Raw genomic sequence first — 21,163 nt, forward strand, 5'->3', positions numbered from 1 at the left:
CCGCTCCTACTGCAAGATGAGGGGAATCCAGACCGCCGGTATCAACAACCCTGAGGGATCACGCACAATGGCGACATCCTGCACTTCCGCGCCGCTCAGCGCCTCATCTGAACCGGGAACCGAGACCCAGATCCGCAATGTCTCACGGGTATCGGGCAGGATGGTCTCGCTGATCCGCACGCGCACACGCAGGGTGATCTGATTGATCCGGCCACTCCCGGCAATGTTGTCGAGGGTAACGGTATTACTGCTAATCGTGACCCCACTGGTTCCCGACTCGAAGGCGATCAGGGTGCTGCCGCGGCTAGCGGCAAAGTTGAGCTGGAACGTTGCCCGGCCATTGCCAGTATTGCGCAACGTATGGAGGAAGACAACTTCGCGCCCAGCCTGCACATCTTGTTCGTAGCTGCTGCGCAATTCGGCGGCGTAGCGCAAACCGGTTGTTGTCACGTCGGTCATGGTGATGGCCTGGCCGCTGAAGCCGCGCGGTGTGGCAGTGATAACGGTAGTTGCGCGCACCGGATTCCCACTGGCATCGGTCGTCTGTGAACTAAGCGGCACGGTGATAGCGACCGCGATTTCTGCACTGGCACCCGGCGCCAGCGTCACGGTGGGGGTCAGCACAGTCGTGTTGTAGGTGTCGAGACCAATCAGATCGCTGGTGGTAGCGTTGACATCAATTGTGGTCGTGACGTTGCCGTTGTTGGTAAGCTGATGACGGTAAATATGGGTGACTCCAGGAAGCACGATAGCGCTACCGCTAGCAGGAGATGCGACGATTACCGGCAGCGCTTGCACGGATGTGCGAAGTGTCTGCGTGACCGGATTGAACGCAGGCGCGGTAAGCGTCAATGTGGTAGTGTCGGTGATCGGCACCTGTACCGAAGGATGGGTTCCGGTTGGAAGAGACAACGTTACCGTCACCAACTGACTGGCGCCGGGCAAGATATTGAATCTATCAGCAGGTTGGGCAGTCACTGTCCAGCCGGATAACGTACCTGACGTTGAGAGACGCAACCGGTTAAGCCCAAGCGTGCCATGATTTTCCAGTCGCAGGCGATACGTGATGCTGCTGCCTGGCGCGGCGCTCTGCTCGACGGCATCGATGGGTACCAGGCGCAGATCGATGGTTGGCGTGAAGACGCTAAACTCGGAAGTATTGCCAAATCGGTCGGTCGCAGTCAAAGCGATCTGGCGATGGTTACCGGGTGGTTCGGTCAAGATGGCGCTAAACTCGCCGAGGCTATTAACCTGGTGAATATCCTGGCGCGGGATGCCGTTGACAAGCACTTCGAGCAGTTGCCACCCCTGACCATCAGGAGATGGCAGGGCTGGATCGGTGCTGTAGACGTGGATCACGCAGCCGGCGCAGGCTGAAACCGGATCGAGGCTCGCTTCGCTTTCGGCGTTACTGGCAAAGACTTGCCCAACAAGTTGACCGTCCTGGGTGAGCTGAAGGTTGAACGGAGGGTCAATACTGTGGTTGGGCCGGTTGAGACTCTGATCGGGATCAGGTGGAGTGCCGTTGTAGCGAGTAGCGTTTTGAAGTTGAATGCCACCGGCGCTATTAGCGGCGATCTGGTTTTGGGTAATACGCACCCGGCGCGCATTATCGGCAACCAGCACGGCATAACTGTTGTTAGCGCGCAGGCGATTCCCGCTGATCGCAACCCCGAGACTTCCGCCACCAACCTGAATGCCATTGCCGCCATTTTGTTCGATGACATTGGTGTTGGTAATGGTCACGCTGGTTGTATCGGTCAGACGGATTCCATCAGCGACATTGAGTCGGATAAGGTTTCCGCTCACTGTCGCTGTGGTAACTCCCGTCATATCGATTCCGACTCCGGCAGGACGGGCCAGAAATGTGTTACTGTCGTCAGGATCGACAATCCAACCGATCTGGTTTTGCTGGATGGTGGCTGATTGCGTTGCGGCGAGGCTAATCCCGGCGGCGCTACCGTTACCGCCAATCACATTGTTAGCGATAGTAATATTGCTGGCGCCATTGACCTGTATCGCCGGGCCAGTATTGGGTGCAGCGATGTTGAGCGCATCGCCAGACGTATCGCGCCGCAAACCAAGGATGTTGGCGCGCGCTGTAATGTTAGTGCCGCCGTTGATGGCAATTGCCGGGCCACTGGCAGCCGCGATCACGTTGCCACTGGTGTCGGTACCGATGGTGACATCAGTGCTATTGGTCACTGCAATCCCGGCAGCGAAGCTGCCGGGCGCGCTGCGTCGGTCAACACTCAACCCTATCGTGTTGCCCGCAATGGTGACGGCGCTGGCATTCTCGATCCGAACATCGTAGGCAGTGTTGGCGGTGATAGTTGAGGCGGTCATTGTGATTTGTGATGTGTTTGCAATCAACACACCGCCATTGTTTGGGATGCTTCCGGTTACGTTGTCGAAGACACCGATCTGCGTATTGGTTACCGTAACCCCGCTGCTGGTAATCGTCAGGCCGGGTCCGTTATTACCGCCAATCCGAACGATGGTATTGGCGCTACCGATGGTAGTCGTGCCGGCGCTTTCGCTAACGATGATACCGCCAAGCGTGTTTGGGCGGGCACTCGAACCGCTTCGGCTCAGACCGATAGCGGCAAAGCCCCGGATCGTCGTATTGATCGGCGCATCGCCATTGGCCCGCAAGCGAATACCGAAACCGGTATTCCCACTGATGATGAGCGGTTGGGTTGCGCTGGCGCTCCCGATGATCGTGCTCTGCGCACCGTCTTCGATGATGATGCCATCACCGTCATTACCAATAGCTGGATCTGCATCGAGATTGAAACCGATCAAATTACTGGCAATGGTGGTGGTAATGGTGCGAGCGCCACTTACAAGAATTCCACCTGCTTCATTTGCAGCGATGATGTTGCGTTCAAGGTTTGCAGCGCCACCAATGGTGTTCAGTTCGGATCGGCCATTGGGATCGCTGATCAGATCACTGATGACCTGTATGCCATACCCACCGTTGGGCCGCGCGAGTGTGGTGGTCGTTAGCAGCACGCCAATTCGATTCGTTCGAATGGTGTTTTGGGAAGCATTGTTGATCCAGACCCCATTTGCCACATTGCCGGCAATCGTATTGGGATTGCCAGGAACGCCGATCTGGTTGTTGGTAGCCGCGCTGCCATTGATCACGATGCCGTTGCGATTGGGAACGGACGGCACATTTCCATCTAAATCCAGGCCGATCAAACAGTTGCGCACTTCATTACTGGCGCTTCCGATAAAGATCCCGCTGCCGCGGTAGATGCTATCAGCGTTACTGGCGCCGTAGATAGCCAATCCGGACACGATCGCACTGCCGCCATTGAGGGCCAGCCCAACATCGTTACCATTGGCATTGATCGCAACCTGGGGTAGGCTCCCGGCGAGATCGGCGAGTAGCCTGACGTGGGAGCGGGTGATTGGGGGCAGTCGCCCGTTTGTGAGCGTGATGATATACGGGGGTGCGCTAACCTGCCCCTCGGTAATCAGCTCAAAACTCACGATAATAGGATTCGTTTCCGCTGTTTTATTGGCTTTCGTGAGTGCCTGGCGCAGGCTACAATTCGCGTTAGCAAGATTGTCTGTGCAATGGCTAGAGAGATCGGTGACCGGATTATCAGCCAGGGTATCAACATAAAAGATCGTTTCACTATCCTGACCGTAACCATTGTTTGGCCAGGTCAGCATACTGCTTAGCAAAAGCAGCGCTACCAGCCACCACCAATACCTGCGGGCACGCATGAGAAAACTCCTTAAACAACGTTCATAGATTGCGCGCAGTGGAAACAGATAACCTTTGCAGGTTACTCCGATTGTATCACGCGCTGATGGAAAGTTGGGCGAGGCGGGAAACAGGAATTTAGTCCTGATTTTTACAGTCGCGGCAGGATACCAATCGCGCGGAGGTACGCGAGAGAAGCAGCATACTGTTGATCTTCGTACAGGCTGATCTGCTCCTCGCCCGCCCCGCGTTCCCAGGGGGTGCGCCAATCGTCATCGCGCAGGCGCATCGTTTGAGCAAACAGGCGCAAGACCGGTAATACCTCGCGCACATCGCATGGAGGATAACCCTGCCACCAATCATCATCGAGGATGCGCACATGACGAGCGCTATGGCTGACCAGCTCGATCTGGCAGGTGATCTCTGGCGCAGATTGCTCGATAATACCAAGGAGGCGGCGAATATCCAGATCGCCCTCCCCGAGAGCGCAGCGCACCAGGCGCCAGCCCTGCGATGTGGGGTAGGTTTCGTAATCGGCGAGGTGAACATTACGAATGAGGGGGCCAAGCCGTTCGGCGGCGGCATACGGCGTTTCGCCAACAACCAGACAGTTCACCGCGTCGAAGCAGACCCCGATGGCCGGACTATCCACCGCTGCGCACAGTTCGGCCAGGTCGGCGCTCGTCGCATCTTGATGATTCTCGACGGCCAGTACCACATTGTGTTCGCTGGCCAGTTCGGTGACTGCGCGTAACCGTTCGGCTATGTCGGCCAGGTGAGCGGGCCAGTTATCGGTAAACGGTCGGCGATAACCTTCCAGCACCGGACTGATCAGAACACGCAATACCCGCGCGCCGAGCATTGCTGCTGCAGGAATGTGCGCGCGCAGTAGTTGAACGTCAACGATATCGCTATCGACTACCGGCATCAATCCGCTCAAGCTCAACCGATCACGCAAAGCATGCAATCGGTCGGGAGAGAGATCGGGCAACAGACTCAATGGGAATTCAACACTCTGCAAACCGGCGCGAGTAGCGAGGGTAATGATATCCTCGACATCGAGCGGGTGGCTGACTACGCGGAAGGTGCCGCGCCCAATCAACCCGCAACGATAACTAAAACTCAAAGCGGAAAGACCGATCAACACGGCCAAACCTCATCACAATCTAGTAGGCATACATTATATCACGCCTCTCGACGGCTATTTTCATCGTTGCTCAGGCATTTGGTGATAGTATCTTTGCATCAACAGGTTCTCGACCAGCAGGGATTCGCTTCGCGTGCATGAACACTGCTCGGAATCCGCTATCGCTACGCGAACTGGTTTCGGTGGCAATAATTACCCGACTGCCTGTTGGCTCGCGCTGGCCGGCGCGCGTTGTTCAGCAATCGAAGCAATTGCAATACCGCCGAGCAGGAGCACGATCCCGCCAAATTGCAGAGGCGCCAGTGTTTCGCCAAAGAGCAGAAAAGCGAGCAATGTGGAGCCGATCGGTTCTCCCAGAATAGCCACTGCAACATAGGTTGCCGAGAGGCTGCTTAGCGCGTAGTTGAAAGCGGTATGGCCGAGCAATTGGGGGCCGATTGCCAGGCCAAGCACGAAGAGATAGACATACGGTGGGAAGCCGAAAAATTGCTGTCCGGCGACCAGTGCCCAGATCACCAGGACGACTGCTGCGCTGGTGTAGACCAGCCAGATGTAGGCGAGCACAGATAGGCGGCGCCGAAGGTCGCGCCCAATCAGGAGATAAGCGCTGGCCGTCGCTGCTCCGACCAGCGCCAGCGTATTACCGAGCAAGGGATTACTCTGGGTGGAATTGGAGCTATCGCTGATCCCGATGGTAATGGTGCCGATCAGCGTGAGCGCAATTCCCAGGAGCGTTGTCCAGTGCAATCGTTCACGGAAGAAGAAGAGTGAGGCTAACCCGACCCATAGCGGGTTGGTAGAAACGAGAGCGGCGCTGCTAGCGACCGAGGTGTATTCGAGCGAGCTGATCCAGCTTGCGAAGTGAACAGCCAGAAAAGCGCCCGATCCGATGCCAAACAGGATGTCACGCCGACGCAGGCGGCGAATCTCACTACCGGCGCGACCAAGCGCCAGCGGTGTCAAGATCAGCGCGGCCAGGCCAAGGCGTCCGGCGGCAATACTCAGTGAAGACATACCGGCGCTCTGCGCATAGCGGATCATGATGGATGCTGTTGAGGCGATCATGACGCCGGCAAACAGAACGGTGTAGAGCCACAGGCGATGTCGGTTCATGCGGTTGCTTTCGTCCAGCGCACCAGCGGCGCAGCCACCCAGGTAGGCGGTGGCGTCTGGTAGAGTTGAGTCGCGTCACTTGCGACCAGATCGATAATCTGACCTTGCAGAGGTCCTCGTAAAAAGCGGAAGACCTGACCGGCATCGCGCGCATCGCTTTTTGCGCGCACACAATGCTGGTTATACCCCCAGTAGTCACCGGCAGCCAGCAATGCTATGCCCTCTTCGATGGTGCGACGGGCCAGTTCGAGTCCGCCAGCGTCGGGCGCAAACGACTGTTCCGGGGGATCGCCATAACCGATGCCGTGGTGAAAGGGATCGGCTGTTGAAACAATCACTGCATTACGCGCCAGCTCAACCAGTTCGTCGATACCGGGCAGCAATTCGGGATGTCCACCGGCCAGATAGGGATAACGCTCAATGACCTGTGGCCCACGAATACCGCGGCGACGGGTTTCGAGTTCCCAGAAGAAACGAAAACTGTAGAGAGCGTGGTCGAGCTGCCACTCTTCACCGCGATTGAGACCCGGCCCCTGAATACCCCAATAACGCTCTGCGGCGGGCGATCCGCCGGCAGCCACGCGCCGGCGCGCCTGTTCCATTTCATCGTTCCAGGCGTGCAGCACACTGATCACCAGAACCTGATCGGCGCCACTATCGAGGCAGGCATGCACAGCAGCCGCAATCTGATGCCCACAATCAGCGACACCAGCGTGTGGGAAGACAATCACCCCTCCAGCCGCCAGATCGGGGGCTAAATTCCACTGCCGCGCTCGTTCGAGCAACTCATAGCCACCACGTTCGCCGAGCGCTTCGTGTTCAGAACGGTACAGATCGTGAATAGCCTTGTTTAGTTCTGCGCGGCGCATCGCTCACCCAAACTGCTCAACGAAGCGTTGATCCCCACTATAGAACCAGCGAATATCGTCGATGCCATACTTGAGCATTGCCACTCGTTCGGGGCCGAATCCGCCAGCGAAACCGCTAAATTCAGCCGGATCGTAACCACCGTTGCGAAGGACATTGGGGTGTACCATCCCGCAACCACCAATTTCAAGCCAGCCGGCATACTTACAAATCCGGCAACCGTTACCGCCGCAAAGGAAGCAGGTAACATCCATCTCAGCGCTTGGTTCGGTAAAGGGGAAGAAGCTCGGGCGCAGCCGCACCTGTGTGCCCGGGCCAAACATTCGTTCGGCAAAGAAACTGAGCGTGCCTTTGAGATCAGCCATCGTCACATGGCGCCCAACCGCCAGAAACTCAAACTGATGGAACATCATCTCGCTGCGCACCGTGACCTGCTCGTTGCGGTAAACCTTGCCGGGGATCAGCACCCGCAGCGGGTTAGGTGCATTACGCCGCATCGCATGGATCTGGCCAGGAGAAGTATGGGTACGCAAGAGCACTGATGGCGCGCCCGCCGGCATTTCGATATAAAACGTATCCTGCATATCGCGCGCCGGATGGTCGTCGGGGAAATTGAGCAAGCTGAAATTGAAGGCATCGTACTCTACTTCAGGACTCTCCCAAACTTGAAAGCCCATTTCGGCAAAGATCTGCTGGACCTGACGCAAAATCTGGTTGGTGAGATGCACATATCCAACCGCAGGTCGGCGACCGGGCATCGTCACGTCGATCCGTTCAGCGGCCAGTTCAGCGGCAACAGCCTGAGCTTCGAGCCGTTCTCTGGCGGCGGCGAAAGCTGTCTCGAGCTGTTCGCGCAGCGCATTCACTCGTTGGCCGACCAGTGGCCGTTCCTCGGCAGGCAACGAACCCAGGCCGCGACTCAGGCGCGACAGACGGCCTTGCTTGCCGATATAGCGACTCTTCCATTCGGTGAGTGCCGACAGGTCGGCAACCGACTCGAGCGCAACGAGTGCTTCCTGTTCAAGTGCGGTCAATTCGTCGAGCAGTGTGGTCATGCGGCACCATCTTGTTCCAGTTGCGAATGGCAATTGCGTTGCTATTATACATTGTAACGACGGAAGCAAGAGCGTGAAGGCGCAAACACGAGGAGAAAAGGCAAGCCAACTGAGATGTGGTCTTGCCATCGTCTCACCGGTCAGCTTTGACCGACCGTCCGCTGACGTAACGCCTCGAACAGGATGATACTGCCGGCAACGCCAGCATTCAACGACTCGATAGAGCCGATCATTGGAATGGCGATGAGCCGATGGGCTAACGCGCGAGCGGCGGCGCCGAGACCGTGGGCTTCGTTGCCGATGATCAACGCTGCCGGTTGCCGCCAATCGACAGCATAGTACGGCTGTTGGCCTGCGCTATCGGCGGCATAGACGGTATAATCGGCCAGTTCTACAGCGATCTCCTCCCATCCCATCAGGCGCAGCGGCAGCAAAAAATGAGCACCCATTGCTGCGCGTGCCACTTTTGGACTGAAGGGATCAGCAGTGCCGGGGGCGCAAATCACGCAACCCACACCTGCCGCTGCTGCCGAACGAAGCAAGGTACCGACATTGCCAGGGTCTTGAATTTCATCAAGCACGAGGCGCAAGCCGGGGCGAGGCGGCAACATTGGCCAGGTTACGGCAGCAATGATGCCCTGTGGTTGTTCGGTATCGGCGGCGGCAGCAATCGCAGCCGGAGTAGCCGGAAAGCAGTGTGGTAGCGAGCGCAGCCGGTCAAGCAAGGCAACGCCGGCCTCAGTCGTCGCAAGCTGATCGGGCGCGTAGAGCGCCAGGCGCAGTTCGGCGCCGGCAGCGAGTGCGTCAGTGACAAGGCGCACCCCTTCCAGCACAAAACTACGTTCGCGTCGCCGGTGGCGCGATGACTCGACCAGAGCGCGAAGCCATTTCACATGCTGATTGGCAGTGCTGGTGATCATGATAACATCTGCTAAAACCGGCTTCCATCACAGGAGTGCATACCATAAAAATATGTGACCGGCAGCGAATTCACCCCGCGCTGCCGGCCAACAAAATATCAGAAAAAGCGAGCTACAACGCTATGCCGTCACCGCAGCCTGAGCCTGAGCAACGATGCGGGCAAACGCTTGCGGATCGCGCACTGCCAGATCGGCCAGCATCTTACGGTCGATCACGATATTAGCCTGCTTGAGGCTATTGATCAGGCGGCTATACGTTGTGCCGTGCAGCCGGGCAGCAGCGTTAATGCGCATAATCCACAAACGGCGGAAATCGCGCTTGCGGCGGCGGCGGTCGCGATAGGCATCGGCGAGCGCGTGCATCACTGCTTCATGCGCAACCTTATAGTGGCGGCTGCGCGCGCCGCGATAGCCTTTGGCCTGAGCTAACAGTTTCTTGTGGCGCTTGCGCACCATCATGCCACGCTTAACACGAGCCATGCGTTTTCTCCTTTGGCGGATCGGTCAGGAGGTGGCAAACCGAACCCTGAACTTCATCCGCAGTAAAACATTAACACACAACAACCGATCAGGCTTACAAAGACCCTACGCGCAGCGTAGGGCCATCAGCGGTAACGGGAAGCCCATAACCCGTTCGGCAAGGAATTAATCTAATCCGTAGGGCAATGCAACCTGCAACATACGGCGGTTAGCGGGCGAAGTCGGTTGCCCCTTACCCCAGGCGCGCTGCGAGCGGCTAGGGCGGTTGCGCTTGTTGCCGCGCACACCCCTCTGTTGGAGGAACTTGCCAGACGCGGTCACTTTAAAGCGCTTTTTCGCGCCCTTGTGCGTCTTCATCTTCAGCTTAGACATCGAAAGTCTCCTTTAAGCCCAGGCAGATCGTGACTGGCTGCGCATTCATTCAACGATCAGCGTCGCCGACGATCTCGCTTATCATCGTCATCAAACTCTTCGTCGTCTTCCTCTTCATCAAAATCCTCATCGATGAGATCTTCGTCTTCCTCTTCATCAACATCGTCGCTCTCATCGATAAGCTCTTCTTCTTCCTCAGCAGTTTCAGCGTCTGTCTCAAGCGCCGGTGTCGGGGCAGGGCTGGCCGCAGCCTGGCGCTGAGCGGCAGCTTTCTGCGCTTGCTGCGCTGCCTTCAGTACCTTTGCGGTTGGCGCCAGCAACATCGAAAGTACCCGCCCTTCCATCAACGGTTTTTGCTCGATGACGGCGATGTCACTCAACTGCTCGGCAATCTCATCGAGCATCTTTCGCCCAATCTCAGGGTGGGCCATTTCGCGGCCACGGAAGCGCAGGTTAAATTTCACCTTGTCGCCGGCCAGCAAAAAGCGCCGCGCCTGATTTGCTTTCACGGCGATGTCGTGGTCATCGGTTCTCGGCATCAGCCGGATCTGTTTCAACTCCGACTGTTTCTGATTACGGCGCGCTTCACGCTCCTTCTTGCTCTGTTCGTAGCGGAATTTGCCGTAATCAAGCAAGCGACACACTGGCGGAACCGCATTAGGCGCGACTTCCACGAGGTCATACCCTCGCTCTTCAGCCATTGCCAGAGCTTCGCGCAAGGAAACGATGCCGACCTGCGTACCGTTTTCGTCGATCAGGCGCACTTCACGGGCGCGAATGCGATTGTTAATGCGAAACCGGTCTCTGATAGCGCGACTCCTTCGTCTTTCGAGCAGTGATAGCTGTGGATAGATTGCATTATCTTGACCAGCCCATCACCTTTAGACAACAATCAACTGCTGTGAAGCTTCGCTCACATCAAGCGTGCATTATACCAGTCTCGCCGGGGAGAGTCAAACAGTTGAAGCAACGTTATGCCATATGTCCGAGAATGAGGTGCGCAATCTCACTCGCCAAAGCTGTGGCCGTTTGCTGGTCTGGATTGCGTTTCACCGCTTACCATGGTAACATACAAGAAATTCCATCCAGGGGAGCCTGGGCGAACCGGGCTGAGAGGGCGTTTCTGGCCAGTGCCACCGACGCCGACCCTTAGAACCTGATCTGGGTTATGCCAGCGGAGGGAGGAGCAGAACGCAGTCCACTTTCGGATCTGCGTCAACGGTGTAAGCTATCACCGTCCTGCCGCGGCAGGACGGTTTTTTGTCTGCATCGCCATCTCGTCTCCTTCGTCGTTGGCCGACGGGAGGTTGCAATGACGCTGGTTGAACGGATTGCTGAGCTGCGCGAACGGGTGCGACAACAACGGCCTTTGCTCCATCACATTACGAACTTTGTGGTGATGAACGATACGGCAAACGTCACTCTCCACATCGGTGGTTTGCCGGTGATGGCGCATTCGCGCGAAGAGGTGGCCGAGATGGTGGCTGCCGCCGGCGCGCTGGTGCTCAACCCCGGTACGCTAGAGTGGCTCGATGCGATGTTGCTGGCCGGCAACCGGGCCAATGAACTGGGCATTCCGATTGTGCTCGATCCGGTGGGGGCAGGCGCGACAAGGCCACGCACGGCGACGATGCTGCGATTGCTGGAAGAGTTGCAGATTGCCGTAGTGCGGGGTAATGGCGGTGAAATCGGGGCGTTGTCCGGCATGGGTGGTGAGGTCAAGGGCGTTGAGGCAGTGGCCGAGCCGGAACATCCACTGCTGGCAGCCCAAGAGCTGGCTCGTCGTTATGGAACAGTTGTTGCTTCGACAGGCCGCCAAGACATTGTGACTGATGGTACCCGCGTTATGCTGGTCGATAACGGTCACGAGTGGTTGCGTACCTTGACCGGTACCGGTTGTGCGGCGACGACCGTCGTGGCCGCGTTTGCTGCCGTTGAGCGGGATTATGTCCTGGCGACAGCCGCGGCACTCGCCTGTTTCGGTCTGGCTGCCGAACTGGCTGCGCCACAGGCACAGGGGCCAGCCAGTTTCAAAGTGGCGTTCTACGATGCAATCTACCACCTGTCTGCCGATCAGATTCGGGCCGGCGCGCGGGTATCGGTGGATTGAGCATCGCGCCTGACGTTCTCTTTCCCCACTGTAGGGTAGTACGATGAGCCTGTGAGACGTTGTACGGAGGTGACTAATGAATCTTAACGAGCAGATTGCCGCATTGCGCGAACGGGTGCGCCAACAACGCCCCCTGCTTCACCACATCACGAACTTTGTGGTGATGAATGATACGGCAAATGTTACTCTGCACATCGGTGGTTTGCCGGTGATGGCGCATTCGCGCGAAGAGGTGGCCGAGATGGTGGCTGCCGCCGGCGCGCTGGTGCTTAATCCGGGCACGTTGTCGCCGGAGTGGGTCGAGTCGATGTTAGTCGCCGGTAAGCGCGCTAATGAATTGGGTATCCCGATTGTGCTTGATCCGGTTGGTGCCGGCGCTACAACGTTGCGCACTACGAGCAATCGACGTTTGCTGGAAGAGTTACAGATTGCGATTGTGCGTGGCAATTCGGGTGAGATCGGGGCGCTGGCCGGAATGGGTGGCGTGGTCAAGGGAGTCGAAGCGGTGGTCGAGGCTGATGATCCGGTGGCCGCAGCGCAAGAGCTGGCCCGTCGCTATGGCGTGGTAGCGGCAGTAACTGGCCGACGCGATATTGTGACCGATGGGAAGCGGGTGATGATGGTGGATAACGGTCACGAGTGGCTGAAGACGCTGACCGGTACCGGTTGCTCGGCAACCACTGTTGTCGCCGCGTTTGCTGCCGTTGAGCAGGATTATGTCCTGGCGACAGCCGCGGCGCTGGCCTGTTTCGGTCTGGCTGCCGAACTGGCTGCGCCACAGGCGCGGGGTCCGGCCAGCTTCAAAGTGGCGTTCTACGATGCAATCTATCACCTGTCCACCGATCAGATTCGGGCCGGCGCGAAGGTGACGGAAGCACAGATGTAGCGTTGCGCTGATGAAATGGGTTTGTCTGGCGGGTGCAGCGTAGACTGCTGTGATGTGGCGTAGCGCAAGACGACAGAAAGGGAGTGGACTGTTTGCGACTTCAGAGCTGTCGCCGCGCGTCACACAACGGAAGGATGAAGTCTATGGCATGGCAAGGCGCAATAACCTGGGATCTCTACGTCATCACCGACGCTGGTCTAGCGCGCGGTCGCTCACATCAAGCGGTACTCGAAGCCGCAATTGCTGGCGGGGCAACGGTGGTTCAGTATCGGGAGAAAGCTGCCTCAACCCGCCAGATGGTGCAGGAAGCGGGTGAGTTGTGTGCCCTGGCCCGGCAAGCCAGTGTGCCGCTAATCGTGAATGATCGGATTGACGTGGCCCTGGCTGTTGATGCTGACGGAGTGCATATCGGTCAGGACGATATGCCTGCTCAACTGGCTCGTCGGTTGATCGGGCCGGACAAGATCCTTGGCGTATCGGTCTCGACGCTGGATGAAGCTTTACAGGCAGTTCAGGATGGTGCCGATTATCTCGGTGTAGGCCCTATCTTTGCGACTCCGACCAAACCTGATGCGGCGCCACCGATTGGAATGGAGGGATTGCGGCTGATCTGCCAGCAGGTCTCTATCCCGATTGTCGCGATTGGCAGTATCAATGCAACTAACGCGGCAGACGCTATCGCCGCCGGGGCTGATGGAGTGGCGGTGGTATCGGCAGTTGTAGCCGCAGATGATGTTGCCGTAGCAGCCCGCCAATTACGGGCTATTGTCGTTGACGCGCGCAGTCGCCACGCTGAGCAGAGAGGAAAACGATGACTCTACCCCGTTGTTTGACGATTGCCGGTTCCGATTCGGGAGGTGGGGCCGGCATCCAAGCCGATCTCAAGACGTTTTCCGCCCTCGGTGGGTATGGGATGAGTGTTCTGACCGCTATCACGGCCCAGAATACGGTGGGCGTACAGGCCGTCTTTGAGCTGCCGGCAACGCTGGTAGCGCAGCAGATCGATTCGGTGGTGACCGACATCGGTGTTGATGCGGTCAAGACTGGAATGCTGGCAAATGCCGAGATTATTGCTGTTGTCGCGGAAAAAGCGCGCCTGTACCGGTGGCCACACCTGGTCGTTGACCCGGTGATGGTAGCCAAGAGTGGCGATCCGTTGCTCCGCTCAGACGCACGCGCGGCCCTGATCTCGTTGCTCTTTCCACTCGCTACGGTGGTGACCCCAAATCTGCCTGAAGCGCGCGCGCTGACCGGTTTGGAGATTACCACGATCGGCGAGATGGAGCAGGCAGCCAGAGCGATTCACGCTATGGGGCCGCGCTGGATCGTGGTGAAAGGCGGTCATCTGGAAGGCGATAGCGTTGATGTGCTCTTCGACGGCGAACGGTTTTCTTACTTCTCTTCTCCCCGGATCGAGACGCGCCATACTCATGGCACCGGCTGCACCTTCGCTTCGGCTATCGCCGTCGGGCTGGCGAGGGGTTTGTCAGTGCCTGAAGCAGTGCAACAGGCGAAAGAGTACATCACAACGGCGCTACGTCATGCTCCCGGTCTGGGGCAGGGGCACGGCCCGGTGCATCATTTTGCTTCGTGGTATCAGGCGCATTCCAATCAGTGACTTGTTCGTTAATGGGAGAGAGGCGGACAATCGGCCCGCCTCTCTTTCCTGCGCATGCTCTGTTAGCTTATGGTTGATTGTTTTGTCAATTATGGACAGAGCGACCAATTGACGAAAGTGCCATCAACTGCGTATAGTATCCTCATCGGGCATGCCGGCGTGCAGCGTGTTTGCGTGTCGGGTTCATGATGAGGAGTAACGTCATGCGGGCACAAAACAAAGTGATTGTGGTTACCGGCGGTGGTAGCGGAATTGGGCGGGCTCTGGTCTTGCACTTGTTACGCAAGGGAGCCCGGGTTGCGGCGGTTGATTTAAATTCGACGGCACTCGCAGAGACGGCGCAGCTTGCTGGCGCGGGATCGAGCCGGCTATCTACCCACGTGGTCAATGTTGCCGATCGGGCGGCGGTAGCGGCGCTTCCTGCGCAGGTGATAGCCGCGCACGGGGTGGTTGATGGTGTCATCAACAATGCGGGTATCATCCAGCCTTTTGTCCGGGTGAAAGACCTCGACGAAGCGACCATCGATCGGGTCATGAACGTCAATTTTTACGGCACGGTCTTCGTGACCAAAGCCTTTCTGCCCACGTTGCTGACCAGACCAGAAGCGCATATTGTCAATATTTCAAGCATGGGCGGATTCTTGCCCGTTCCCGGACAGACGATCTACGGCGCGGCGAAAGCTGCGGTGAAGTTGTTTACTGAGGGCCTGTACGCTGAACTGCTTGAAACCAACGTGCGGGTGACTGTTGTCTTTCCCGGAGCAGTCAGTACGAATATCGTCTCCAATTCCGGGTTACAGACGGCGCCGATGGCTGAGGGTAATCAAGCGCGCTCGCTCAAGCCATTATCTGCCGAGCAGGCAGCGTCGATCATCATTGATGGAATGGAACGAAACCTGTACCGGGTTCTGGTCGGCAAAGATGCCCGGATGATGGATCGGCTGTATCGTTTGAATCCACGTTTTGCCGTGAATCTAATCTTGCGCCAGATGAAATCGTTGCTGGCCCGGTCATGATCATTGGGTGCTGTAAGCCGGGATCGCTGCTGTGTTCTGGATGCCCGCTGAGCAAGGGGGAGCCTCCCACGAGTTGTTGGCATGCTTTCCAGAGATGACCAGTCAATTCTCGCATTGAGTGTTCTTCACTGCGGCAGCGAGTATGGTCTGGCGGTGATTGATGGAAAAGGAGGGTGATAACCGATAACCGCACTCTATCCGACCCAGGGGAGTCGGATCGCGCGATTGAATCGCTATGTGCTGCCTCTTGCGATCTCGATCTAAACTAACTGCGCATGATCAGCGGCAGATATGCCCGCGGGACGAGTGGGCTGCCGCCGGTGGTGAAAGGTGTATCGTTTGACCAGTGCTGATCGGCGCCGCCTGGGCGCGGTTTGAGTTCGCCGGGACTTTGCCCACCGGTAGCGCTGTCGCCGATAGTTGTCCCGCTCCCTTCGTCAAACCGATAGAGTGCCAGTGTGTCAGCATCTGCTTGATGTGGTGTGTCTGGACGAGTGAAAGGCGCCGAATAACGCGCGATCCGCGACAGGCGCACATCATCGAGCCAGCCGTTAAAGTAACGACTACCTGGATAATCATGCTTTTCCGCGCCGAGTACCAGGTAGGGATCGCTGTTGGGATAGGATGTTGTCCGGTTCAAGCGGTAATCGATCCGTCCATCTGGCCCATTCATCGCGCCGTCGAGTTGACCATCAACAAATAAGCGCACTTGTCCGCTACTGGCCCGGGTGACGGCAATGTGATGCCATGCTCCGTCGGTAACTGTCATGGTGCCTTTCAGCAAGCGATCATCACTGCCCACACTCACGCCGACAACCAGCTTCCCATCGCAAATCGCGATGCCGTAATCGCCATAATCGCCTTCACCGAAAATGTCGCGGTCGATGACAATGTTGCCGTAGTACCATCCATCGCAATCAGGCGCGGTATTGTCGGCTGCATTTGCCTTCATCCAGAACTCAATTGTCATGTCGCCGCCAGCATTGACCGGGCGTGAGCTGGTCAAGCGTCCGGCGCTGTCAATCGTCCCCAGCGGAATTTTAATCCGATCCTGATCGTTTGTGCTGCTGCCAAAGAGTCTGATCGAAAAACCGGTGGTGGCAGGCCGGGCAATAGCCGGTTGTGTTGGCGCCGTTTCAGTTGCAATTGATGCTGGTGAGGATGGTTGTGCGACCGTTGGCAGAGCACTTGTCGGTATGGTTTGTGCGTGTGTTGGTGTTGGTGCGGGTGAAACACTGCTGGCGCTACACGCAATTAACACCCAGCAGAGCCAGCCTGCCAGGAGATAGATCAATCGGTACTGGCGCATGATTACCCCCTCCCGTTGCCCAAACGGTAATGATGTCTTCGTTGTAGCATAAACGCGACGGGGGTGTTAATAGCCAGAAGGTACCGGTTGAGCATAACGAGCATGTTCGTGGATGATCTGAGCGGCGCGCCGTCCTAATTCGACAGCATAATTCGTGCCGCGATCCCACGGGTAAACCTGACTCATGCTGGCCCAGTAGAGACCGGTGAGCGGGGTAGGAATTGGCGGAATATTTCGGCTATGGTTTACCGGTACGATTGGTTGCGCGTAGGTTTCTCGATGTAACCAGTAGCCGCGCACCCATTCTCGCCGGAAAGCCGGGTTGATCTGATGGAGTGCCGGCATGAATCGTTCGAGCAGTTCGGCTGGTGTGAGACGAAAATATTCGTGATCGGGGTCAAGATAGTCGCCGCAGTAAATCAGATGGTCGCCGCCGTAGTGTTGCGACTCGATAAAGTTGGTGTGCTCAACTAACGCCAGAAACGGGAATTCGGCTTTGGGTAGATTGAGCCAATAGATCCCGTTGGTCAGCGGTTGACGCAGGGCAATGGTAAGTGCCACGGCCCCCATCGAGCGCAACGTTCGCAACTGACCGAGATAGCCGGTGGGGAGTTGTGGAACCAGGCGAGCCAGCAATCCCGGTGCTCCGGTAACCAGGAGCGCATCGTAATCGGTTGGTGGGTGGTTACCAGCCAGCACCTGCCAGCCGGTTTCAGTTTGAGCGACCGTCTTTACCGGCGTTTGCCGCCATACTTGCGCGCCACGTCGCGCGCACGCTGCGCACAGTTCATCAGCGAAGGCCTGAAAGCCACCCTCGAAGTAACCGAGCTTGAAGCTACGCGCTCGCAACCGTGCCCATAGCCATGCCATGTTGACTTCATCGGCGTGTGGGCCAAATTTCCCTTCCAGCAACGGACGCCAGATCACGCGCGCCACATTTCGCCCTGAATACCGTTCAGTCCACTCAGTTGCTGTCACTCGCTCAAGTTTCTGCCAGTTGTTAGTAATAAACTTCAGGTAGAAGGCGCTGATCCCAAAGCGTAGCCGGTCGAGCGGTGGCAAGCCGGGGAATCGCAACACCGGCAGCACACCATCGAGGGCATACCCGCGACCATTCCACCATTGCGCAGTGACCGGCGCGCGGAAGAAGAGCCGGTCGCGCATCCCGATCTCGCTGGTGAGCTTGATGATGGCATGGTCGGTCGTGAAGATGTGGTGGTAGAACCGTTCGAGCGGCCACTCCCAGGCCGGATCGCGAAAACCACTGGCCAGACCACCGACCTGCTCGCCAGCCTCATAGACCGTCACAGCGTGGCCTTGTCCGGCCAGATCGTAGGCGGCGCTCAGGCCGGCGATACCGGCGCCGATAATCGCAATCCTCATGGCAGCACCTGTTGGGTGGTCGGAGTGTCTTCAGGAGTGGCAGGAGCTGTCTGTTCACGAAGGGCTGCCGCCCGTTCCATATCGCGCCAGGACAGGCTCTGACGCAGCATGTACCAGCCACCGAGCAAGGTTACCGGCAGCCAGAGGGCAACGTGCAGCACCAGCGTATAGCCGGCGGCGAGCGCATGGGGAACGCCGAACTGGGTCAGAATGGCGATACCGGGCGCATCGAACGTGCCGATATAGCCGGGAGTGGAGGGAATGGTGGTAAAAAGATTGACAATGGCGGTCATCAGCATCAAGACCAGGAACGAGACTTCAAAGGGAAAGGCGTGCATGACAAACCAGTATTTGAGCGTTTCGCCCAGCCAAATCAGGGTTGAAGTCGCCAGAATAATCATCATTTCGCGTGGACTGCGCAATGATTGTAAGCCTATGATGAAGCGGTCGAAGAGGCCGTGGATGTGTGGGCGCAGCACGGCAGGCGCAAAGCGATCGACCGCAACGGTGTAGAGGCGACTCATCCGTTGGGGGTGGGTGGCCAGCGCAATGAAACCGATCATTGCCAGGATGAACAAGGCACTAAATCCAAGCACCAGGGCGCGGAAGGTGTCTGGTAGGGGGGCGAAAGGTAATGTTATTGCGACAAAGAGCAGCATCACCAGGCCGTCAAACAGTCGTTCGAGCACGACGGTAGCCAGTGAGGCGCTCATAGCAATACCACAGTTGCGGCGCAACACATAACTGCGCAATACCTCGCCGGCGCGGGCCGGGTAGACATTATTGCCCATATAGCCGATTACAACAATTGGGAAGAGCACGCGGAGCGGTACCGGCGCGATATGATTGAGCATCGACTGCCAGCGCCAGGCGCGTGCCCAGACTGTCGCAAAGTAGATGGCGATGCCTGGAATCAACCACCAGTAATTGGCCTCGCGCAGCGACTCCCAGAAATGAGCCAGATCGAGACCGTAGAGCGCGATGCCGAGGAAGAGCGCACTAATAATCAGGCCAAGCCATAGTTTCCAATGTCGCACTGAAGTTCCTTTGGCTGTGACGTTCGTTTAGTATGGGTAATAGTGTATCGCATGCCGTTCTGTCAGGATGACAGGCTGCGTCACCGGCAAACGGTTTGCCTTTTCTTTGCATCTTAACCCGCCTGTAGCGGCCTGTCAAAGCGGAAGCACGAGTAAGGCAAATGGAAGCGGGACAAGTGAGTCGATAAGCCTTCCCGTCTGTTCGCCCGGCGTGATCAAACCGGTTGACGACCCGCCATCAAGGTTCATGGCAATGGCAATATCGAGATCGGCAGCAGCAAGAAACTGTGACCATTCGGCAAGGCTAAAGCTGGCCGCAGGGGCAACGATGAACAATACCCTGCCAGACCGATCGAGCGCAATGGCACTGCGACGGGCGCGCTGAGGATCTTCTCCGGTATAGGCGGCTTCTCCGTTGGTTCGCACTAGCAATGGCCACCCTTGCACGGCCTGCGCGAACGGTGAGCCGTCATACGGTCGCTCTGACAGCGCCCAAAGATAGGGAGTGCCACTTTCATCAACGGCAAACATACCGCCTTGACCGACATAACTCGCGCCAATGGCGCGTTGATCGCTGATCAAGAGCGCGACCGGTTCGCCCTGCTGGTCGAAAAAGCCGCCGTTGATTGCTGCCAGCGCGCTGTATTGGGCAGCCCATGCGCTCAACATGCGCGGCGCGCCCGGATCGTAGCCTACCACAAAGCGGACTTTGGAGGGATCGATTCGCGCAACCTGCACCGGTAACACCGGCGCCTCCAACTGACGTAGTTCAATTCCATCAGCAATCGTATGCCAGACTTCCGTGGGCGCCGGCATTGGCCCGGTTGTTGTAGGCATCAACGTCGGCACGATGTTTGGCGTACTGATCGGTGGTGGAGTTGCCGCACACGCGGAGAGGACGAGCAGCCAGCACAGTCCAATCGACAAGATGAGACTATATCGACGACGCAGCCAGCCAGAATGCTGTCGTGGAGCGCAAGGTCTGCCTGAGGGAGGTTTGTCTGCGCGCTGGTTCATCGCAAGCATCTTTGCATAGAATATGAATGGCGTAGATCTGCCAGTACCGCTAGTCGGCTTGTGGTTCTATCGCCAGCACAAGTCTACCCGGCGTCGATCCTACCCCAACTGATGATAGCCTGACCGATAATACAATAGTGGCCGACCACCGAAAACGCGCGCGTCAACGATCTCACCGACGAAGATGGTATGATCGCCGCCGGGCAACGCGCTGTGCAATCGGCACTCGATGTGGGCGAGCACGCCGTTGAGGAGCGGAAGACCACGGGGTGATAGCGTATAACTATGCGGGGCAAACTTCTCGCCATCGTGCATTGCAAAGCGACGTGAGAGATATTCTTGATCTTCGGCCAGAATATTGACGGCGAATTGTCCGGCTTCTGCGATCACATCGTGACTGGCGGCAGTGTGGTCAATACAGATCAACACCAGTGGCGGATGCAACGATAGCGATGCAAAAGAGCTAACGGTCAAGCCGGCCAGCCGTCCCTTGTGGGCAGTGGTAACCACGGTTACGCCCGAAGCGAAGTGGCTCATCGTCTGGCGAAAGAGTGATTCGTCAATCATCGTCTTCCTGCGTTGCGGCGGGCAGCAATTGCGGCGTGAATCTCGGCGCCGATAGCGTGTTCAGCGCGCGCTTCGTCGTCGAGCAAGAGCAGTTGCGGCACGGTAGGCGAAGGACCACCTTCGCGATTGATCGCCACCATACTGAAATAGCCGGTGGTGCAAAGGCGGCGGTCGCCGATAAGCGGATGTTCAGCAAAAAGATGGACGCGCACAACCATTGAGCTGCGTCCCACATAGATAACCCGCGAGAAGGCTTCAACAATCTCGCCCTGCCCAATCGGGGTGCGAAAATCGATCCGCTCGGTAGAGGCGGTCACGACGGGCAAACGGCAGAAGCGCAGCGCAGCGATTGCAGCGGCCTTGTCCATCAAGGCCATCACATCACCGCCAAACATAGTACCATAGCCGTTCGTCTGATGAGGCAGAATAATCTCAGCCATTCGTTCTTCGGCAGTCGGCTTTGCCGGTCGATTTTGGATGGTCATATTGTCCATAGGCAACCGTAAGGTAAACGACGGCGCTCGCGTGAGCGCCGTCTTCGGCGG

The 21,163-nt window shown here is 57.6% G+C and carries 20 protein-coding genes and 1 riboswitch; of the genes, 5 read left to right on the top strand and 15 right to left on the bottom strand.

The features are described 5' to 3' along the window. Window positions 1-6: 6 nt before the first annotated feature. The 9 genes from Q0650_RS05540 to infC form a co-directional block, all read right to left on the bottom strand. Window positions 7-3,741 carry a right-handed parallel beta-helix repeat-containing protein gene (locus tag Q0650_RS05540; RefSeq protein ID WP_298816734.1) on the bottom strand — a complete coding sequence of 1,245 codons (3,735 nt, stop codon included), beginning with the start codon at window positions 3,739-3,741 and terminating at the stop codon, window positions 7-9. A gap of 131 nt (window positions 3,742-3,872) precedes the next feature. Then, window positions 3,873-4,868 (bottom strand): sugar phosphate isomerase/epimerase, encoded by a 996-nt coding sequence (locus Q0650_RS05545; RefSeq protein ID WP_298816736.1) that lies wholly within the window; start codon window positions 4,866-4,868, stop codon window positions 3,873-3,875. Between the two features lie 192 nt (window positions 4,869-5,060). After that, entirely contained in the window at window positions 5,061-5,981 is a 921-nt protein-coding gene (locus tag Q0650_RS05550) for a DMT family transporter (RefSeq protein ID WP_298816738.1), read from the bottom strand. Further along, window positions 5,978-6,850, bottom strand: a complete 873-nt coding sequence (locus Q0650_RS05555; protein ID WP_298816740.1) for a hypothetical protein — start codon at window positions 6,848-6,850, stop codon at window positions 5,978-5,980. The genes Q0650_RS05550 and Q0650_RS05555 overlap by 4 nt, the downstream gene beginning before the upstream one ends. Before the next feature lie 3 nt (window positions 6,851-6,853). Then, on the bottom strand, window positions 6,854-7,903 hold the full coding sequence (pheS, locus tag Q0650_RS05560; protein WP_298816742.1) for a phenylalanine--tRNA ligase subunit alpha: 1,050 nt from the start codon (window positions 7,901-7,903) through the stop codon (window positions 6,854-6,856). A 140-nt stretch (window positions 7,904-8,043) separates the two neighbouring features. Beyond that, window positions 8,044-8,823 carry an RNA methyltransferase gene (locus Q0650_RS05565; RefSeq protein WP_298816745.1) on the bottom strand — a complete coding sequence of 260 codons (780 nt, stop codon included), beginning with the start codon at window positions 8,821-8,823 and terminating at the stop codon, window positions 8,044-8,046. A 120-nt stretch (window positions 8,824-8,943) separates the two neighbouring features. Further along, window positions 8,944-9,303 carry a 50S ribosomal protein L20 gene (rplT, locus tag Q0650_RS05570; protein ID WP_298816747.1) on the bottom strand — a complete coding sequence of 120 codons (360 nt, stop codon included), beginning with the start codon at window positions 9,301-9,303 and terminating at the stop codon, window positions 8,944-8,946. Window positions 9,304-9,468: 165 nt separating this feature from the next. Further along, window positions 9,469-9,675: a 50S ribosomal protein L35 gene (locus tag Q0650_RS05575; protein WP_298816749.1), complete on the bottom strand. Its 207-nt coding sequence runs from the start codon at window positions 9,673-9,675 to the stop codon at window positions 9,469-9,471. 56 nt (window positions 9,676-9,731) lie between these two features. After that, complete coding sequence (gene infC / locus Q0650_RS18830; protein ID WP_367280796.1) at window positions 9,732-10,529, bottom strand: translation initiation factor IF-3; 798 nt, start codon at window positions 10,527-10,529, stop codon at window positions 9,732-9,734. Window positions 10,530-10,752: 223 nt separating this feature from the next. After that, window positions 10,753-10,875: riboswitch (TPP riboswitch) on the top strand. Between the two features lie 112 nt (window positions 10,876-10,987). On the opposite strand from infC, the gene thiM (Q0650_RS05585) reads away from it, so the two are divergent. From thiM (Q0650_RS05585) to Q0650_RS05605, 5 genes are all read left to right on the top strand, one after another. Next, a complete protein-coding gene (gene thiM, locus Q0650_RS05585) occupies window positions 10,988-11,785 on the top strand; it encodes a hydroxyethylthiazole kinase (protein ID WP_298816751.1) in 798 nt (265 codons plus the stop codon). 76 nt (window positions 11,786-11,861) lie between these two features. After that, window positions 11,862-12,671 (top strand): hydroxyethylthiazole kinase, encoded by an 810-nt coding sequence (thiM, locus tag Q0650_RS05590; protein ID WP_298816753.1) that lies wholly within the window; start codon window positions 11,862-11,864, stop codon window positions 12,669-12,671. A gap of 143 nt (window positions 12,672-12,814) precedes the next feature. After that, window positions 12,815-13,486 (top strand): thiamine phosphate synthase, encoded by a 672-nt coding sequence (gene thiE, locus Q0650_RS05595; protein ID WP_298816755.1) that lies wholly within the window; start codon window positions 12,815-12,817, stop codon window positions 13,484-13,486. Continuing rightward, entirely contained in the window at window positions 13,483-14,289 is an 807-nt protein-coding gene (gene thiD / locus Q0650_RS05600; RefSeq protein WP_298816757.1) for a bifunctional hydroxymethylpyrimidine kinase/phosphomethylpyrimidine kinase, read from the top strand. The genes thiE and thiD overlap by 4 nt, the downstream gene beginning before the upstream one ends. A gap of 203 nt (window positions 14,290-14,492) precedes the next feature. Further along, window positions 14,493-15,305 (top strand): SDR family oxidoreductase, encoded by an 813-nt coding sequence (locus Q0650_RS05605; protein WP_298816759.1) that lies wholly within the window; start codon window positions 14,493-14,495, stop codon window positions 15,303-15,305. 265 nt (window positions 15,306-15,570) lie between these two features. On the opposite strand, the gene Q0650_RS05610 is transcribed toward Q0650_RS05605, so the two are convergent. From Q0650_RS05610 to Q0650_RS05635, 6 genes are all read right to left on the bottom strand, one after another. Beyond that, window positions 15,571-16,614 (bottom strand): LamG domain-containing protein, encoded by a 1,044-nt coding sequence (locus Q0650_RS05610; protein ID WP_298816761.1) that lies wholly within the window; start codon window positions 16,612-16,614, stop codon window positions 15,571-15,573. A 66-nt stretch (window positions 16,615-16,680) separates the two neighbouring features. Further along, entirely contained in the window at window positions 16,681-17,997 is a 1,317-nt protein-coding gene (locus Q0650_RS05615; RefSeq protein ID WP_298816763.1) for an NAD(P)/FAD-dependent oxidoreductase, read from the bottom strand. Then, window positions 17,994-19,034, bottom strand: a complete 1,041-nt coding sequence (locus tag Q0650_RS05620; protein ID WP_298816765.1) for a lysylphosphatidylglycerol synthase transmembrane domain-containing protein — start codon at window positions 19,032-19,034, stop codon at window positions 17,994-17,996. The genes Q0650_RS05615 and Q0650_RS05620 overlap by 4 nt, the downstream gene beginning before the upstream one ends. A gap of 135 nt (window positions 19,035-19,169) precedes the next feature. Then, on the bottom strand, window positions 19,170-19,871 hold the full coding sequence (locus Q0650_RS05625; protein ID WP_298816767.1) for a phosphodiester glycosidase family protein: 702 nt from the start codon (window positions 19,869-19,871) through the stop codon (window positions 19,170-19,172). 279 nt (window positions 19,872-20,150) lie between these two features. Then, window positions 20,151-20,618 carry a flavin reductase family protein gene (locus tag Q0650_RS05630; RefSeq protein ID WP_298816769.1) on the bottom strand — a complete coding sequence of 156 codons (468 nt, stop codon included), beginning with the start codon at window positions 20,616-20,618 and terminating at the stop codon, window positions 20,151-20,153. Continuing rightward, window positions 20,615-21,112 (bottom strand): acyl-CoA thioesterase, encoded by a 498-nt coding sequence (locus tag Q0650_RS05635; RefSeq protein WP_367280794.1) that lies wholly within the window; start codon window positions 21,110-21,112, stop codon window positions 20,615-20,617. Before Q0650_RS05635 ends, Q0650_RS05630 begins: the two co-directional genes overlap by 4 nt. Between the last annotated feature and the right edge of the window lie 51 nt (window positions 21,113-21,163).

Source organism: uncultured Chloroflexus sp. (assembly GCF_937129525.1).
Classification (GTDB): domain Bacteria; phylum Chloroflexota; class Chloroflexia; order Chloroflexales; family Chloroflexaceae; genus Chloroflexus.

Excerpts from the sequence above, each read along its gene's own strand:
- rplT (WP_298816747.1), bottom strand. The coding sequence starts at position 9,303 with ATGGCTCGTGTTAAGCGTGGCATGATGGTGCGCAAGCGCCACAAGAAA.
- Q0650_RS05610 (WP_298816761.1), bottom strand. The coding sequence starts at position 16,614 with ATGCGCCAGTACCGATTGATCTATCTCCTGGCAGGCTGGCTCTGCTGG.
- thiE (WP_298816755.1), top strand. The coding sequence starts at position 12,815 with ATGGCATGGCAAGGCGCAATAACCTGGGATCTCTACGTCATCACCGAC.
- Q0650_RS05540 (WP_298816734.1), bottom strand. The coding sequence starts at position 3,741 with ATGCGTGCCCGCAGGTATTGGTGGTGGCTGGTAGCGCTGCTTTTGCTA.
- Q0650_RS05575 (WP_298816749.1), bottom strand. The coding sequence starts at position 9,675 with ATGTCTAAGCTGAAGATGAAGACGCACAAGGGCGCGAAAAAGCGCTTT.
- thiM (WP_298816751.1), top strand. The coding sequence starts at position 10,988 with ATGACGCTGGTTGAACGGATTGCTGAGCTGCGCGAACGGGTGCGACAA.
- Q0650_RS05565 (WP_298816745.1), bottom strand. The coding sequence starts at position 8,823 with ATGATCACCAGCACTGCCAATCAGCATGTGAAATGGCTTCGCGCTCTG.
- pheS (WP_298816742.1), bottom strand. The coding sequence starts at position 7,903 with ATGACCACACTGCTCGACGAATTGACCGCACTTGAACAGGAAGCACTC.
- Q0650_RS05555 (WP_298816740.1), bottom strand. The coding sequence starts at position 6,850 with ATGCGCCGCGCAGAACTAAACAAGGCTATTCACGATCTGTACCGTTCT.
- Q0650_RS05635 (WP_367280794.1), bottom strand. The coding sequence starts at position 21,112 with ATGGACAATATGACCATCCAAAATCGACCGGCAAAGCCGACTGCCGAA.
- Q0650_RS05625 (WP_298816767.1), bottom strand. The coding sequence starts at position 19,871 with ATGCCTACAACAACCGGGCCAATGCCGGCGCCCACGGAAGTCTGGCAT.
- Q0650_RS05550 (WP_298816738.1), bottom strand. The coding sequence starts at position 5,981 with ATGAACCGACATCGCCTGTGGCTCTACACCGTTCTGTTTGCCGGCGTC.
- Q0650_RS05615 (WP_298816763.1), bottom strand. The coding sequence starts at position 17,997 with ATGAGGATTGCGATTATCGGCGCCGGTATCGCCGGCCTGAGCGCCGCC.
- Q0650_RS05605 (WP_298816759.1), top strand. The coding sequence starts at position 14,493 with ATGCGGGCACAAAACAAAGTGATTGTGGTTACCGGCGGTGGTAGCGGA.
- Q0650_RS05630 (WP_298816769.1), bottom strand. The coding sequence starts at position 20,618 with ATGATTGACGAATCACTCTTTCGCCAGACGATGAGCCACTTCGCTTCG.
- thiM (WP_298816753.1), top strand. The coding sequence starts at position 11,862 with ATGAATCTTAACGAGCAGATTGCCGCATTGCGCGAACGGGTGCGCCAA.
- thiD (WP_298816757.1), top strand. The coding sequence starts at position 13,483 with ATGACTCTACCCCGTTGTTTGACGATTGCCGGTTCCGATTCGGGAGGT.